Below are 14,140 nucleotides of genomic sequence, written 5' to 3' on the forward strand. Positions count from 1 at the left end.
GTCACAGATAGTGGTCGATCAGCAGCGCCGCGAAAAGCGCGGCCAGGTGAATCAGCGAGAAGCGGAAGGTCTTGCGCGCCAGGGCGTCGGAATAGTTGCGCCACAGCGCGATGGCATAGCCGCAGAAGCCGATGCTCAAAGCGACCGCCGCCACCAGGTAGATCCAGCCGCTCATGCGCATCACGAATGGCATGAGGCAGGCCGCGAACAGCACGAACGTGTAGAGCACGATCTGCAGGCGCGTGAATTCGGAACCATGCGTGACCGGCAACATGGGCAGGCCGGACTTGCGGTAGTCCTCCACCCGGTACAGCGCCAGTGCCCAGAAATGCGGCGGCGTCCAGAGAAAGATGATCAGGAACAGGATCAACGCCTCGGGCGCGACCACCCCGGTCATCGCAGCCCAGCCCAGCACCGGCGGCATGGCGCCAGAGGCGCCGCCGATCACGATGTTCTGCGGCGTGAGCGGCTTGAGGATCACGGTGTAGACCACCGCATAACCGACGAAGGTGGCGAAGGTCAGCCACATGGTCAGGGGGTTGACCAGGAAGTACAGCACCGCCGAGCCAGCGCCGCAGAGCACGGCAGAGAAAGTGAGCGTCTTCGCGTTGGTAAGCTGGCCCTTGGCCGTGGGACGCCAGGCGGTGCGCTTCATCTTTGCGTCGATCTGCTGCTCGACCACGCAGTTGAACGCCGCTGCCGCCCCCGCCACCAGCCAGATGCCAAAGCAGGCGGTGGCCGCGAGCCTGACTTGCTCCCAGCTGGGCACCCCCGGCACGGCCAGCACCATGCCGATCAGGGCGCAGAACACGATGAGCTGGATCACCCGCGGCTTGGTCAGCGCGTGGTACTGGCGCCAGACCGAAGGCATGGTCGCGGCTACGGAAGGGGTGGACGCGGTGCTCATCGGATCGGCATGGACAAGGGCAAAGGGGAAGACACAGGCGCAGCCGCACCCGCCGGACGGGCGCGGCGCGTGCCGGTCAGCGCACCGGTGAGCACGATCACCAGCGCGGCCGCGCCGCCGGTATGGCCCACGGCAGCCAGAAGCGGCCAGTCGAGCACCACGTTGCTCAGACCGCTCGCAAACTGCCAGGCGGCCAGCACCAGCAACGCGCGCGCAACCGGGCGCATGCCCATCACGCGCCACAGGCGCCAGGCGAGCCACAGCATCGCGGCCAGCACCGCGTAGGCCATGAGACGGTGCACGTAGTGGATGGCAGTGAGTGCCGGGAAGGTGATGGCCTCGCCCACGTGGTTGCGGCCGAGCTCGCGCCAGAGCGTGAAGCCTTCGCGCATTTCCATGGGTGGCCACCAACTGCCTTGGCAGGTGGGAAAGTCGCGGCAGGCCAGCACGGCGTAGTTGGTGCTGACCCAGCCCCCCAGCGCGATCTGCAGCCACAGCAAGGCAAATACGCCCACCAGGGTCCAGCGCAGGCGACCGGGCAGTTTCACGGGGCCCGGATGGCCTGGCGCCGCCAGCGCGTACCCACTGGACTGGGCGCGCAGCAGGGCCAGCAGGCCCAGCCCGCCGAGCAGGTGCAGGGTGACGATGGCGGGGAACAGCTTCATCGTGACCGTGAGCGCACCGAAAGCCCCCTGCACGCAGACCCACACGAGAGTGACCAGCGGCCACAGGTACGACACGCTCAACCGTTTGCGCTCAACCCAGCTCACCAGGGCGAGAACGAGGATCAGCACACCCACCGCCGTGGCGAGGTAGCGGTGGATCATCTCGATCCAGGCCTTGGAGAAAGTGACCGGGCCAGAGGGCATGGCGCTTTGCGCCTCCGCAATCGCCTCACTCGCGCCCACCGGGCTGGCGCTGCCATAGCAGCCCGGCCAGTCCGGGCATCCCAGCCCCGAGTCCGTCAGGCGCGTGAAGGCGCCGAACAACACCAGGTCGAAGGTGAGGAACAACGTGACCAGGGTGAGCACCCGCAAGCGCTGGGCGGGTGGCGCGTGGCGGTTGCGCAACCAGACCCAGGCCAGCGGCCCGAGCGCGATCACCACGCCCAGGAGCATGAGGCGCGCCACGGGGGCCAAGTCGTACAAGGGTTGAGTGGTGTCCATGTCAGGCCCTTCGCAGAACCGCTCCTGGGCGGGCCCGCCACCCCGTGAGGGGCCGCGACGACAAGGAATACGAAGCCTGGGAATGCCTCACTTCACGCGCCCCTCTTTGTCCCAGAAGGCGGAGGCGCGCAGCAGCCTGTCCAGGTCGCGCTTGGCCTGCTTGGGGTCGATGTTCGCGGGGAACCGCATCATCCAGTTGCCCAATGGGTCGACCACATACAAATGGTCTTCAATTTTCCGGCCTGGCGCGGGCTGCAACCAGGCGGCGAGCGCTTGCGCGTCCACATGCAGCACCTGCGCGGCTGCCGTGGCCTGCTTGAGCGGCTCGGACAAAGCGGTTTCGCCCGTGCGCAGCCAGACCCAGTCCAGCCGCTCCTTCTCGCGGCCCAGCGTTTCGCGCAGCTGGCGCTGCAAGTACAGGTGCTGCTGGCAGGCGTCGCTGCAGGCGCTGTCGGCCACGCTGATCAGCAGCCACTGGTCCTTGAGCGCGCTCAACGGCACGGCGCGCCCTTGAGCGTCGATGCCGGTCCAGGTCGGCAACGGGCGTTGCGGGTCAATCAGCTCGCCGTAGTTGCGGCGCCCCTCGGGGCGGATCACGTAGTACGTGAAATAGGACGCGATGACCGGAGCGGCGCAGACCAGCATCAGGCCCAGCATCTTCCAGCGGCCGGCACGCGTGCTGGCCACAGCGTCCGCGCTCGCTCGGTCGAGCCGCGGCAGGCTGTGCACGGTCAGGGTCAGAGGTTCATCAGGCGTCTGTGCCATGGTTGCTGCGCTTTCGGCGGGGGGAAATGAATTGGAACCAGACGTAGAGACCAGCGGTGAGAGCGCAAAGGGCGAACCACTGGAATGCATAACCATGGTGCTTGCTTGCGCCCAGGGCCACCAGCGGCCACTCGCGCAACAGGCCATCAGAGGCATCACCGGTTTGCTGCACCGAAACGTCCAGCAGCGCCAGACCGGTTTCCCGCGCAAACGCCGTGAGGTCGATATTTTGCCGGATCGGGCCCGAACCCACGTCACCCAGCTCGAATAGCTTGCCCGGTGGAGGGGCCAGGCGACCCTGGATGCGCACCGTGCCTGAGGGGGTGGCGATCAGGGGCACACGGCTGCGGTCGGAAAAATCCCGCGCCACCCAGCCGCGCTGCACCAGCACCGCGCGATTGCTCCCTTCCAGCCGAAGTGGCGTCACCAGAAAAAAACCGGCACGCGCGTTCATCTGGCGGTTGTCGAGAAAGACGCTCGCGCCCGGCACCCACTCGCCCACCAGATTAACGGGGCGATGCACGCCCGCCTCGCGGTCTGTGGCCTGCAGGAGCTCGGCCACGCCCCAGGGCGCCAAGCCGCTGCGCTGATCGATTTGAGCCTGCAAGGCCAGCTTCTGCGCCGCGCGATCGAGTTGCCACAAGCCGAGCGCAGCCGTCACCGCCATGGTCGATACCGTGGCGAAGGCGACGACCCAGAAGCGCAGGCGGGAACGATCCATGGGGTTAACACCGGTTGAGCGAGACACCGATAATCCGGGAGATGAAATATCTGGTCATCGTGGCGTTTGTTGCCATCATAGGAAGCCTGGGTGCCGCGCTCGTCTACATGATGCGCGGCGGCCAGGGAGAAGAATCCGAAGGCAGCGCGCCGCGCAGGAACCACATGGCCCGAGCGCTGGCTTTCCGGGTGGGTTTCTCCATCCTGCTCTTCGTGGTGGTACTCATCAGTTACCTGATGGGCTGGATCCAGCCAACGGGCTTGCCCCTGCGCGGCTGAAACGTCCGTCCTTGCAGCAAAAAAGCGCCGGAAGGCGCTTTTTCTTTGGCTGACTGGCAAGGGCGGAGTTCCCACCCTTGCGCGAACTTCACATCCAGTAAACCAGGATGTACAAGCCCAGCCAGACCACGTCCACGAAGTGCCAGTACCACGCCGCGCCCTCAAAACCGAAGTGGCGCTGGGCGGTGAAGTGACCCTTCTGCAGGCGCAAGGTGATGAACAGCAGCATCAGCATGCCGACGAACACGTGAAAACCGTGGAACCCGGTGAGCATGAAGAACGTGGAGCCGAACACGCCCGACGAGAGCTTGAGGTTCAGATCGGCATAGGCGTGGGCGTACTCGTAACCCTGCACACCCAGGAACAGAATGCCCAGCAGCACGGTGACCCACATGAAGCCGATGGTCCTGGCGCGGTTGCCCACCTGCAGCGCATGGTGAGCGATCGTCAGCGTGACACCCGAGGTGAGCAGCAGCGCGGTGTTGATCGTGGGCAGCCAGAAAGGTCCCATGGTCTGGAAGGGTTCGATCATGTCGGCCGGCGAGGCGGTCGCACCCGCCTGCACGCTCGGCCACACCGCGGTGAAATCGGGCCAGATCAGCGCGTTCTCGATGCTGCCAAGGGCAGGCACCGAGTGCGTGCGCGTCCACCATAGGGCGGTGAAAAACGCGCCGAAAAACATCACTTCGGAGAAGATGAACCAGCTCATGCTCCAGCGGAACGAGAGGTCGATCTTGCGGCCATACATGCCGGTCTCGCTCTCGTGCACCGACTCACTGAACCACTGGAACAGCACGAAAAGCCAGAAAGCGAGGCCGAAGGCGAGCGACCAGGCACCCCAGCCATGGCCGTTGATCCACTGACCGGCACCGAGGATGACGAAGAAAAGACCAATGGCCGCCATCACCGGGTGACGGGACGGCCCAGGGACGTAGTAGTAGGGCGTCGTGCCGTGGGATGCTGCTGACATGCTCACTCCTGTTGTGCTTTCGCTTGTATCAATGTCTGGAAATAAAAAAAACTCTACGCTCTGCTGACCTCAACCGGCCACCCAGTTCACCAGCAGGATCAGGCCGAGCACGAAAAGAAACGCCATGCCCACGCCCACGGCGATGAGGTGCAGCGGATTGAGCCTGGCGATGTCGTCCTGGTAGTCGGCGTTGCGCCTCACGCCCAGAAACCCCCAGAGCACCGCCCTCACGGTGCCAAGGAACGACCCCTTGCGGCGATGAACCGGCACACTCATACAGCCCCTCCCGGTTGCTTGACCGTCGCCGCCGGGCTGCTCGCCAGGGGCGCTTCGTCACGCGGCGCGGCCGGCACCTTGCCGCCCACCTCGAAGAAGGTATACGACAACGTGATCGTGCTCACGTCCTTCGACAGGCGCGGATCGATCACGAAGGCCACAGGCCATTCCTTCTTCTCTCCTGCCTGCAGCGTGTACTGTGTGAAGCAGAAGCACTCCAGCTTGTTGAAGTGCGCCGCCGCCTGCTGAGGCGCGTAGCTGGGAATGGCCTGCGCTGCCATCGTGCGGTTCTGGATGTTCTGGAACTCGTACATGACGGTAGTGAGTTCACCCGGATGCACCTGGAGCGAACGCACCGCCGGCTTGAAATGCCAGGGGCCGCGGCTGTTGACGTCGAACTCCACCGTGATGGTGCGGCTTCTGTCCACCTGCGTATTGGCAGGGAGTTTTTGCGCCGCACCCGGGATCTCGCGCTCGGTCAAAGCCAGCACGTTGATGCCGGTGACTTCGCAGATGGCCTTGTAGATCGGCACCAGCGCATAGCCGAAGGCGAACATGCCCAGCGCAATCACGCCGAGCTTGCCCACCATCTTGAAGTTCTCGCGCCGCAGTCCCACGGTTTTCCAGTCTGTAGTTGACAGGCAGGCCGTCAGCTGCCCAGGAACACCATCTTGCCAATGAAGCCAGCGAAGAAAACCAGCGCCACCGACGCCAGGATCAATGCCAGGCGCAGGTTGTTCTTCTTCTGTTCGGGGGTCTTCATCGGGTCAGCTCCATTCGCGTGCCGTTCAGCCAATCACCTTGGTGGCGGTGGCGTCCAGTTTGGGTGGGTTCTCAAAGGTGTGGAAAGGTGCCGGCGATGGCACTTCCCATTCCAGGCCTTCTGCGCCTTCCCAGGGCTTTTGAACGGCTTTTTCACCCTGGCCACGCATGGCGGGCACGACCACGGCCAGGAAGAAATACACCTGCGCCAGACCGAAGCCGAAGGCACCCACCGAGGCAATGGCGTTGAAGTCGGCGAACTGCATCGGGTAGTCTGCGTAGCGGCGCGGCATGCCGGCCAGGCCGAGGAAGTGCATCGGGAAGAAGGTGATGTTGAAGGAGATCATCGACCACCAGAAGTGAATCTTGCCCTTGGTCTCGCTGTACATCACGCCCGTCCACTTGGGCAGCCAGTAGTAGATGCCGGCGAACATGGCGAACAGCGAGCCCGCCACCAGCACGTAGTGGAAGTGCGCCACCACGTAGTAGGTGTCCTGCATCTGGATATCGATCGGCGCCACCGAGAGAATCAGGCCGGTGAAGCCACCGATGGTGAACACGAAGATGAAACCCACGGCCCACAGCATGGGTGTCTCGAAAGTCATCGAGCCCTTCCACATGGTCGCGATCCAGTTGAAGATCTTCACGCCCGTGGGCACGGCAATCAACATGGTCGAGTACATGAAGAACAGCTGGCCTGTCACCGGCATGCCGGTGGTGAACATGTGGTGCGCCCACACGACAAAGGACAGGATGGCGATGGAACCGGTGGCGTAGACCATGGAGGCGTAGCCAAACAGCTTCTTGCGCGCGAAGGCGGGCACGACCTGGCTCACGATGCCGAAAGCAGGCAGGATCATGATGTAGACCTCGGGGTGGCCGAAGAACCAGAAGATGTGCTGGTACATCACCGGGTCGCCGCCGCCGGCGGGATTGAAGAAGCTGGTACCGAAATGGCGGTCGGTCAGCGTCATGGTGATGGCGCCTGCCAGAACGGGCATCACAGCAATCAGCAGGTAGGCGGTGATCAGCCAGGTCCAGCAGAACATGGGCATCTTCATCAGCGTCATGCCGGGCGCGCGCATGTTGAGGATGGTCACGATGATGTTGATCGAACCCATGATCGACGACGCGCCCAGGATGTGCATCGCAAAAATGCCGGCATCCATCGAGGGCCCCATCTGCAACGTCAGCGGTGCGTACAGCGTCCAACCAGCGGCGGGTGCACCACCGGGCATGAAGAAGGACGCCACGAGCATGATGGCCGCCGGAATCATCAGCCAGAAGCTGAAGTTGTTCATGCGGGCGAACGCCATGTCGCCGGCGCCGATCTGCAGCGGGATCATCCAGTTCGCGAAGCCCACGAAGGCCGGCATGATGGCGCCGAACACCATGATCAGGCCGTGCATGGTGGTGAGCTGGTTGAACAGCCCGGGGTTGACCAGTTGGAGGCCGGGCTGGAACAGCTCGGCACGGATCAGCAGCGCGAGCACGCCACCCACCATGAGCATGGTGAAGGCGAACAGCAGGTACAGCGTGCCGATGTCCTTGTGGTTGGTGGCATAGACCCAGCGCCGCCAGCCCGTGGGGGCATGGTGGTCGTGATCGTGTCCGTGCGCGTCGTGGTGGTCAAGAACTGCACTCATCGTCGATTCCTTTGAGACTCAATGTTTTTCTGGCAACCGCGTCACTGGCGCGCGGCCTGCACTTCGGCGGGCTGCACGATCTGCTCGGTCGTGTTCGACCAGCTGTTCTTGGCAAAGGTCATGACCGCGGCCAGCTCGGTGTCCGAGAGCTGCTTCCAGGCCGGCATGGCACCACTACCCGCGCCGTTGAGCAATACGCTGATCATCTTGCCGTGGTCCTTGTCGGTCACGATGGCCGATCCGTCCAGCGGCTTGATCGGGCCAGCGCCCTTGCCATTGGCCTGGTGGCATGCAGCACAGTTTGCTGCGTACACCGACTCGCCGCGTTTGACCAGATCGGCCAGCGTCCAGACCTTGCTCGGGTCATCGGCCGCGGCGGCCATGGCCTTCTGCTGAGCCGTCACCCAGGCGGTGTATTCCTCGGCCGACACCACCTTCACGTGGATCGGCATGTAGGCGTGCTCCTTGCCACACAGCTCGGCGCACTGGCCATAGAAGTCGCCCGTCTTTTCCGCGCGGAACCAGGTGTCGCGTACGAATCCGGGGATTGCGTCCTGCTTGACGCCAAAGGCCGGCACCATCCAGGCGTGGATCACGTCGTTCGCCGTCGTGATGATGCGCACCTTCTTGTTCACGGGCACGACAAGGGGGTTGTCGACCTTGAGCAGGTAGTCGTCAGCAGCTTCGGGCTTGCCGCTGTTGGACATGACACGCTGGTTGTTGTCCAGTGTCGAGAGGAAGCCGATGCCCTCGCCCTCTCCCTTGATGTAGTCGTAGCCCCACTTCCACTGCATCCCCGTGGCCTTGATGGTCAGGTCACTGTTGGTGGTGTCCTTCTGTGCCACCAGAACTTTGGTCGCTGGCAGCGCCATGCCGATGACGATCAACAGGGGAACGATGGTCCAGCCCAGCTCGACCCAGATCGGCTCGGCCAGCTTCTCGGCCTTGTGCCCCACCGACTTGCGGTGCTTGAGGATGGAATAGAACATCACCCCGAAGACGATGACGAAGATCACCGCGCACAGGGCCATCATGAACCAGTGCAGCCAGTGCTGCTCTTCCGCGATCCGGGTAACAGGCGGGTGGAAGTTCAGCTGGTTGACGGCCGGTCCGCCAGCCAGGTCCTTGACCGTCTGCGCAGCGACCGTGGACCAGGCGCCCGCGCCCAGCGCCAGCGTGGTGCCCGTCGCACGGATCATGGCCCATCGGTTTCGCAGGGAATGCACCGTTTTCTTCGTCGTACTCACTTTAAGCGCCTCAAATATAAGTATTGATTTATATCAATGCCGATTAGAACAAATTTTCCGGGCTCACCCACCCAAAACCCACTGCTATGTACCACGCAACGCCTGACGAATCTCCCTGGCGAGCACCGGTCGCAAGTCGGAACGCAAGAACCACCCCACCCTCACAGACTGGCCGCCACCCCGGACCTCGATCAATTCACCGCTGTCGCCTGACGTCTCCACATTCACCCACTCGCGAGCGAACTCGCACCGCTTCGTCCGCCCCGCCGTTTCCAGCTCCACCACCAGCCGACCGGGCCGGAGGTGGATGCACTCGCGATCGGTCGCGTGCCGCGCATACGCCAGAAAGGCCGCACCCACGGCGACCAGTTCAAGCGCAGCGAAGAGCAGCACCAGCGTGGCGCCCAGTGACCAGCAAAAGCCGGCCACGGCGAGCGACACGACACACATGGAGGCATACAGCCATCCCAGTTGCGCGGGCGTGATCGAACAGTTGCGCTTCAACGACCACTCCATGCCGAGCTCGGACGGGGTCGCGAAACGGGAAACGTTGCTGGCAAGGTTCACCACCCACCACCGGATCCAACCGCGCCTGGCATGAATGCCCGCGCGATGACGCAGGGAAAATACCCTTGAAACCTGAAACGCCGACAATTGTAGCGGCGAGAGCGCCGTCTTCTCCCGGAAAAGCCGTCATATCCAACTCGGACAATGCGCTCGGGCGGGAGGCCGTCGCCGCGCCCGCCGGCACAGGGCTCAAGCCTTGCGGCCTCGCAACATGGTGCGCATGTCCTCCACGGCAACGGTGGCCGACGGTTTCATGGGGACCCGCGGCACCGGCTTGAATGCGTGTCCGTAGATGATCTCGAAGGTCAACAGGAGACGACCATCCGGCGCGCGCGGCAATCCGGCCTCGATCGCCTCACACAGCCGCTCCCGCCAAAGGCGCGAGCGGCATGCCGGAAAGCGGTGCGCGTGCAGATTGCGCCCCAGGCTGCGCAGCTCAGCCAGCAAAGGCTCGGCTCCGCTGTAGGACAGCGTGATGCGCTCCATGTCCATTACCGGTTCGGCGAAGCCCCCGTGCACCAGCATGTCTCCCCAGTCGTGCATGTCCGTGAAAGCGTGGGACGGTGCGGGCCACCCCTGCTGCGCGTAGACGGCGCGCAACTCGCGCAGGCTGTCCGGCCCCAGGCAGGAGAACATGAGGAATCCGTCGGTCTCGATGTGCGCGTTCCAGCGTCGGAGCAGGGCCTGCGGTTGCGCCTCCGTGTGCAGGACCATGTTGGCCCACAGCATGCGCACCCGCGTGGACGCGTCCGCTGCCTGCGGCCCCGAACTGCGCCGCCAGCTCAGTGGATTCCAGATCGCACCCTTGGCCTCGCGCGTCGCCTGAAGCGCTTGCGGCAGGCGCAGCGACGCGACGTGGCATGGCGCGTCCGGCCACAGGGCCCGCAACTGCTGGTGCGCCAGCAGCCCCCCGTTGACCGGCTCCCAGTGCATCCAGCTCGCAGGCGGCTCGCGAAACCACTTCAAGCGCTCCGCCATGCGCGATGCGACTTCCTCGTGCAACCACGGACTGGTGGCTGCGCTGCGCTGCTGCCAGCGCTGCGCAGCCACGATGTCCATGCCGGGCACGGCCATTTCAGGGTCGGGGAAAGTGTTCAAACTGACAGCCAGCTGCAGGAAAAGGAGGCAAGGCCGCTCGGACGCGACGCCCCAGTATATTGGCGCGATGTTCTCCGCCCTGAGCTCTCTGCCGCAGCGGTTGCCCGGCACCTGCCAGGTGTGTCGCGCCTGGCCTTCACGCCCTGTATGCGAGGCCTGCGTCACGCGATTTCACGGTGCACGCCACCGATGTCGTGAGTGCGCGGCGCCCATGCCCTGCGCCACGTCGCCCCGGTGCGGCGTGTGCCTGACGCGCCCGGAAGCCTCCGCGCTGCAGGCCTGCGCGGCCGCCGTGGACTACGCCTACCCGTGGGACGGTCTGATCGCGCGCTTCAAGTTTCAAGGCGAACCAGGCTGGGCCACACACTTCGCCCATCGCATGCTGCAGGCACCGCTGTCGACCACCCTGCTGTCGCAAAGCGACTTGCTGGTGCCGGTGCCCCTGACGGCGGCCCGGCTGGCTGATCGCGGCTACAACCAGGCGTGGGAACTGGCAAAGGCCCTCAAACGCCTGTGCGCGGTGGTGGTTGCCGCGCAGCCACTGGCCGACGCGCTGGTGCGCCTGATCGAGGTCCCCGACCAGCATGGCCTCCCGCGGGAGCAACGTCTGCGCAACCTGCATGGGGTGTTTGCCCCGCATCCCTTGCGAACGCCGCAACTGGCGGGCAAGCGGATTCTGTTGGTCGATGACGTAACCACCACCGGCGCCACGCTGCAGTCGGCCGCCCATGCGCTGCTGCAAGCCGGCGCCGCAGAGGTCAGCGCGCTGGTCTTCGCCTGCACACCACCACGCTAAGCTCGCCGCGCCCCTTCCCGCCTTTTTTCCGCCATGTTCCACATCGTTCTCGTCGAACCCGAAATCCCGCCCAACACCGGCAACATCATCCGCCTGAGCGCCAACACCGGTTGCACCTTGCACCTGATCGAACCCCTGGGCTTCTCCTTGGACGACAAGCACATGCGCCGCGCCGGTCTGGACTACCACGAATACGCGACCTTGCGTCGCCACGCCAACTGGGCCGACTTCCTGAACCACGAGGCGCCGGATGCGGCGCGCATGTTCGCCTTCACCACCCGCGGCAGCGGCAGCGTGTTTGACAACCAATTCCGCGCAGGCGACTGGCTGGTGTTCGGCGCCGAAACCCGCGGACTGCCCGAGTCCGTCCGAGAGTCGTTCCCCGCAGGCCAACGCCTGCGGCTGCCCATGGTGCAAGGCCAGCGCAGCCTCAATCTGTCGAACGCGGTCGCAGTCAGTGTGTTTGAGGCCTGGCGCCAGATCGGGTTTGTCATGCCCCTTCCGTGATGCAGATCACGCGGATGGCAGGTGGTGCGGACCAAGCCTTGCGCGCAACGCGCAACATAGCGGCATCGGCCTGATCCGGCGTGCCAGCGACCACAAGTGTCGGCATCCGGCCAGGCTCCGCCACCCCATCGGCTGCCCGGAGACCGCATTGATCACTGCCATCGCACGGATGTTTCAGGTGCACCTTGCGCCCCAGAGGCGCCCGAATCGCCATGCCAGCATCAAGGACCTGGCCAACATCCGGCATCAACTGCAACGCAGCATCGTGGACTGCACGAGCGATTCCTCGTACCGCCTGCGCAAGAAAATCGATCAGGCCCGCACACCCCAGGAACTCTGGCTCCTGCGCAACGATGCGTACCAGGTGATATCGCAGCAGCACAACCAGACCGTTGCGGTCCAGCGCATCAACGGCCTGATTCCGTCCTTCGAAGGCTGGCTCGAGCCAAAGCAGCTCGTTCGCATCGGCTAGGGATACCGGCGCACCAGCGACTCGGCGAAGCACACGGGCTTGTCGCTGCCCTCGCGCTCAACCACCACGGCCCAGGTCATCTGCGCACCGCCTTGCTCAATGGGTTCGCAGGCCTGCAGTGTCATGCGAGCGCGCAGGCGGCTTCCCACCGGAACCGGCGCGGTGAAGCGCACGCGGTTCAGGCCGTAATTCACGCCCATGCGCGAGCCACGAATGTCAAAGGCCGACTCGAAAAACACCGGCAGCAGCGACAGCGTGAGAAATCCATGGGCGATGGGCGCACCGAACGGGCCCGCTGCGGCACGCTCCACATCCACATGGATCCACTGGTGGTCGCCCGTGGCCTCGGCAAAGCGGTTGACCTGTTCCTGGGTGACAGTGACCCAGTCGCTGACAGCCACTTCCTGGCCCACACAGGCCGCGAGATCGGCCAGGGTTTCAAAAGTTTTCATGACGCGCACTGTATCGCCCACCTCCGGCGGTGCGTGTCGGAACGGGGACAGGACAACCAGAAATCAGCTGTCGAGCCAGTCGCAGATGCCCTGCCACTGGTTCAGGTCCTTTTCCACCCTGCCGGGCGCCACGTCGAACAGCGTCAGCCCACGCGCGGCAAGGTGCACGTAGTTCTGGGTATCGCGCAGCGCTCCCAGGACCGGCAAGCCCAGGCCAGTCACGAACTCGCGCAGTTTGTCGGCCGAGATGGTGCGCATGTCCACACGCATGCCCACGATACCGACCTGCAGCTTGTCCGCGCGACGCGACTCGGCCAGCTCGTCGAGAAAGGCGCGCGTGGCATAGATGTCGAAGATGCTGGGTTGCAACGGCACCAGCACCTTGTCCGCGATCTTGAGCACGTCCTTGAAGCGCCAGCCGTGCAAGCCGGCAGGCGTGTCGAGCACCACGTGGGTGACGTCCTTCGGCGGGCGCGCAATGAGATCCTGGGACACATCCCAGGTCTGGATCGGACGCGCCTGCGGCGGCCGCAGCTTGAGCCACAGGGCGGACGATTGCTGTCGATCGGCATCGCCCAGCATGACCGAATGGCCCTTGCGGGCAAAGTAGCCGGCGACGTTGGTCGACAGCGTGGACTTGCCCACGCCTCCTTTGGGATTGGCAACCACCACGATGGGCATGTGAAGCTCCTTTGCGTGCGGACGCCCCACGCGGCCAGCGCGGTGGGGAAGGGGGTATCGGGCCCTATGTTATCGCCACCGCGTCCCACACCAGTTTGCAGCCCGTGAGGAACATGCCGGCGTAGATCAGTCGGTAGAACAGCCTGGGCTTGATGCGATGGGCAATCCGCACCCCCAGCCAGACGCCCAGCGGCGCGAGCGGCAGCAACGCGAGCGAGGTCGTCATGTTGCGCAGGTCCAGCAGTCCCAGCCATGCGTAGGGAATCCATTTGGCCAGGTTGATGAAGAAGAAGAAGAACGCCAGCGTGCCGGTGAACACCACCGGCGACAGGCGCAGGGGAATCACGTAGGCGTTGATCGGCGGCCCCCCCGCGTGCGCGATGAAACTGGTGAAACCCGAGGTGACCGTGAGCAGTGCCCCCACCCATTTCGGCGGAGGCGCGCTGTCCGGTCGCGGGGGAAACAGCAGGCGCTGCGCCAGGAACAGCAACGTGAACACCCCCACAATGCCCGCCACCACACGGGCATCGAGCACCTTGAACAGCAGCGCCCCCACCACAATGCCCAGCAGACCCGACGGCAGCAGGAACAACAGCAGGCGCCGGTCCACATCCTTGCGAAAGGCCGCCATGCCCAGCAGGTCCATGAGCAACAGCACCGGCATGAGGATGGCCGCAGCCTGCGGCACCGTGACCGCCAGCGCCATCATGGGCACCGCCAGCGAACCAAAGCCTGCGCCGAAGCCGCTCTTGCTGATGCCGAGCAACAGCACGGCAGGCACCGCCACGGCGTAAAAGAACGGGTCGGTGATCAGGGGCATGAAGCGACA

The 14,140-nt window shown here is 64.6% G+C and carries 19 protein-coding genes; 4 read left to right on the forward strand and 15 right to left on the reverse strand.

All coding sequences use genetic code 11. The features are described 5' to 3' along the window. Position 1: 1 nt before the first annotated feature. From cyoE to AB7P10_RS02715, 4 genes are all read right to left on the reverse strand, one after another. Positions 2 to 907, reverse strand: a complete 906-nt coding sequence (gene cyoE / locus AB7P10_RS02700) for a heme o synthase (RefSeq protein ID WP_428292304.1) — start codon at positions 905 to 907, stop codon at positions 2 to 4. Next, positions 904 to 2,073, reverse strand: a complete 1,170-nt coding sequence (locus AB7P10_RS02705) for a COX15/CtaA family protein (RefSeq protein ID WP_428292305.1) — start codon at positions 2,071 to 2,073, stop codon at positions 904 to 906. The genes cyoE and AB7P10_RS02705 overlap by 4 nt, the downstream gene beginning before the upstream one ends. A gap of 87 nt (positions 2,074 to 2,160) precedes the next feature. Then, positions 2,161 to 2,838 (reverse strand): SCO family protein, encoded by a 678-nt coding sequence (locus AB7P10_RS02710; RefSeq protein WP_428292306.1) that lies wholly within the window; start codon positions 2,836 to 2,838, stop codon positions 2,161 to 2,163. After that, positions 2,822 to 3,559 carry an SURF1 family protein gene (locus AB7P10_RS02715; RefSeq protein WP_428292307.1) on the reverse strand — a complete coding sequence of 246 codons (738 nt, stop codon included), beginning with the start codon at positions 3,557 to 3,559 and terminating at the stop codon, positions 2,822 to 2,824. Before AB7P10_RS02715 ends, AB7P10_RS02710 begins: the two co-directional genes overlap by 17 nt. Positions 3,560 to 3,600: 41 nt before the next feature. On the opposite strand from AB7P10_RS02715, the gene AB7P10_RS02720 reads away from it, so the two are divergent. Further along, positions 3,601 to 3,837 carry a twin transmembrane helix small protein gene (locus AB7P10_RS02720; RefSeq protein WP_428292308.1) on the forward strand — a complete coding sequence of 79 codons (237 nt, stop codon included), beginning with the start codon at positions 3,601 to 3,603 and terminating at the stop codon, positions 3,835 to 3,837. 88 nt (positions 3,838 to 3,925) lie between these two features. On the opposite strand, the gene AB7P10_RS02725 is transcribed toward AB7P10_RS02720, so the two are convergent. From AB7P10_RS02725 to AB7P10_RS02760, 8 genes are all read right to left on the reverse strand, one after another. Next, positions 3,926 to 4,807: a cytochrome c oxidase subunit 3 gene (locus AB7P10_RS02725; RefSeq protein WP_428292309.1), complete on the reverse strand. Its 882-nt coding sequence runs from the start codon at positions 4,805 to 4,807 to the stop codon at positions 3,926 to 3,928. A gap of 69 nt (positions 4,808 to 4,876) precedes the next feature. Continuing rightward, the gene (locus AB7P10_RS02730; protein WP_428292310.1) at positions 4,877 to 5,083 is read right to left on the reverse strand and encodes a DUF2970 domain-containing protein; all 207 of its coding nucleotides are present in this window, start codon (positions 5,081 to 5,083) and stop codon (positions 4,877 to 4,879) included. Next, a complete protein-coding gene (locus AB7P10_RS02735) occupies positions 5,080 to 5,700 on the reverse strand; it encodes a cytochrome c oxidase assembly protein (RefSeq protein ID WP_428292311.1) in 621 nt (206 codons plus the stop codon). Before AB7P10_RS02735 ends, AB7P10_RS02730 begins: the two co-directional genes overlap by 4 nt. Positions 5,701 to 5,732: 32 nt before the next feature. Beyond that, complete coding sequence (locus AB7P10_RS02740; protein WP_428292312.1) at positions 5,733 to 5,846, reverse strand: cytochrome oxidase small assembly protein; 114 nt, start codon at positions 5,844 to 5,846, stop codon at positions 5,733 to 5,735. A gap of 25 nt (positions 5,847 to 5,871) precedes the next feature. Further along, a complete protein-coding gene (gene ctaD / locus AB7P10_RS02745) occupies positions 5,872 to 7,491 on the reverse strand; it encodes a cytochrome c oxidase subunit I (RefSeq protein ID WP_428292313.1) in 1,620 nt (539 codons plus the stop codon). A gap of 41 nt (positions 7,492 to 7,532) precedes the next feature. Then, positions 7,533 to 8,690 carry a cytochrome c oxidase subunit II gene (gene coxB / locus AB7P10_RS02750; RefSeq protein ID WP_428292314.1) on the reverse strand — a complete coding sequence of 386 codons (1,158 nt, stop codon included), beginning with the start codon at positions 8,688 to 8,690 and terminating at the stop codon, positions 7,533 to 7,535. Positions 8,691 to 8,822: 132 nt separating this feature from the next. Next, positions 8,823 to 9,254, reverse strand: a complete 432-nt coding sequence (locus AB7P10_RS02755; protein ID WP_428292516.1) for a DUF2244 domain-containing protein — start codon at positions 9,252 to 9,254, stop codon at positions 8,823 to 8,825. Between the two features lie 240 nt (positions 9,255 to 9,494). Next, positions 9,495 to 10,379 (reverse strand): biotin synthase, encoded by an 885-nt coding sequence (locus AB7P10_RS02760; protein WP_428292517.1) that lies wholly within the window; start codon positions 10,377 to 10,379, stop codon positions 9,495 to 9,497. Positions 10,380 to 10,614: 235 nt separating this feature from the next. On the opposite strand from AB7P10_RS02760, the gene AB7P10_RS02765 reads away from it, so the two are divergent. From AB7P10_RS02765 to AB7P10_RS02775, 3 genes are all read left to right on the forward strand, one after another. Further along, positions 10,615 to 11,199: a ComF family protein gene (locus AB7P10_RS02765; protein WP_428292315.1), complete on the forward strand. Its 585-nt coding sequence runs from the start codon at positions 10,615 to 10,617 to the stop codon at positions 11,197 to 11,199. Between the two features lie 33 nt (positions 11,200 to 11,232). Further along, on the forward strand, positions 11,233 to 11,706 hold the full coding sequence (gene trmL, locus AB7P10_RS02770) for a tRNA (uridine(34)/cytosine(34)/5-carboxymethylaminomethyluridine(34)-2'-O)-methyltransferase TrmL (RefSeq protein WP_428292316.1): 474 nt from the start codon (positions 11,233 to 11,235) through the stop codon (positions 11,704 to 11,706). A 148-nt stretch (positions 11,707 to 11,854) separates the two neighbouring features. Further along, positions 11,855 to 12,178 carry a hypothetical protein gene (locus AB7P10_RS02775; RefSeq protein WP_428292317.1) on the forward strand — a complete coding sequence of 108 codons (324 nt, stop codon included), beginning with the start codon at positions 11,855 to 11,857 and terminating at the stop codon, positions 12,176 to 12,178. On the opposite strand, the gene AB7P10_RS02780 is transcribed toward AB7P10_RS02775, so the two are convergent. The 3 genes from AB7P10_RS02780 to AB7P10_RS02790 form a co-directional block, all read right to left on the reverse strand. Next, on the reverse strand, positions 12,175 to 12,630 hold the full coding sequence (locus AB7P10_RS02780; protein ID WP_428292318.1) for a MaoC family dehydratase: 456 nt from the start codon (positions 12,628 to 12,630) through the stop codon (positions 12,175 to 12,177). The genes AB7P10_RS02775 and AB7P10_RS02780 overlap by 4 nt on opposite strands. Before the next feature lie 63 nt (positions 12,631 to 12,693). After that, positions 12,694 to 13,311 carry an AAA family ATPase gene (locus tag AB7P10_RS02785; RefSeq protein ID WP_428292319.1) on the reverse strand — a complete coding sequence of 206 codons (618 nt, stop codon included), beginning with the start codon at positions 13,309 to 13,311 and terminating at the stop codon, positions 12,694 to 12,696. Between the two features lie 64 nt (positions 13,312 to 13,375). Then, the gene (locus AB7P10_RS02790) at positions 13,376 to 14,131 is read right to left on the reverse strand and encodes a sulfite exporter TauE/SafE family protein (RefSeq protein ID WP_428292320.1); all 756 of its coding nucleotides are present in this window, start codon (positions 14,129 to 14,131) and stop codon (positions 13,376 to 13,378) included. Positions 14,132 to 14,140 lie beyond the last annotated feature (9 nt).

The organism is Hydrogenophaga sp. (assembly GCF_050182545.1).
Lineage (GTDB): Bacteria > Pseudomonadota > Gammaproteobacteria > Burkholderiales > Burkholderiaceae_C > Hydrogenophaga.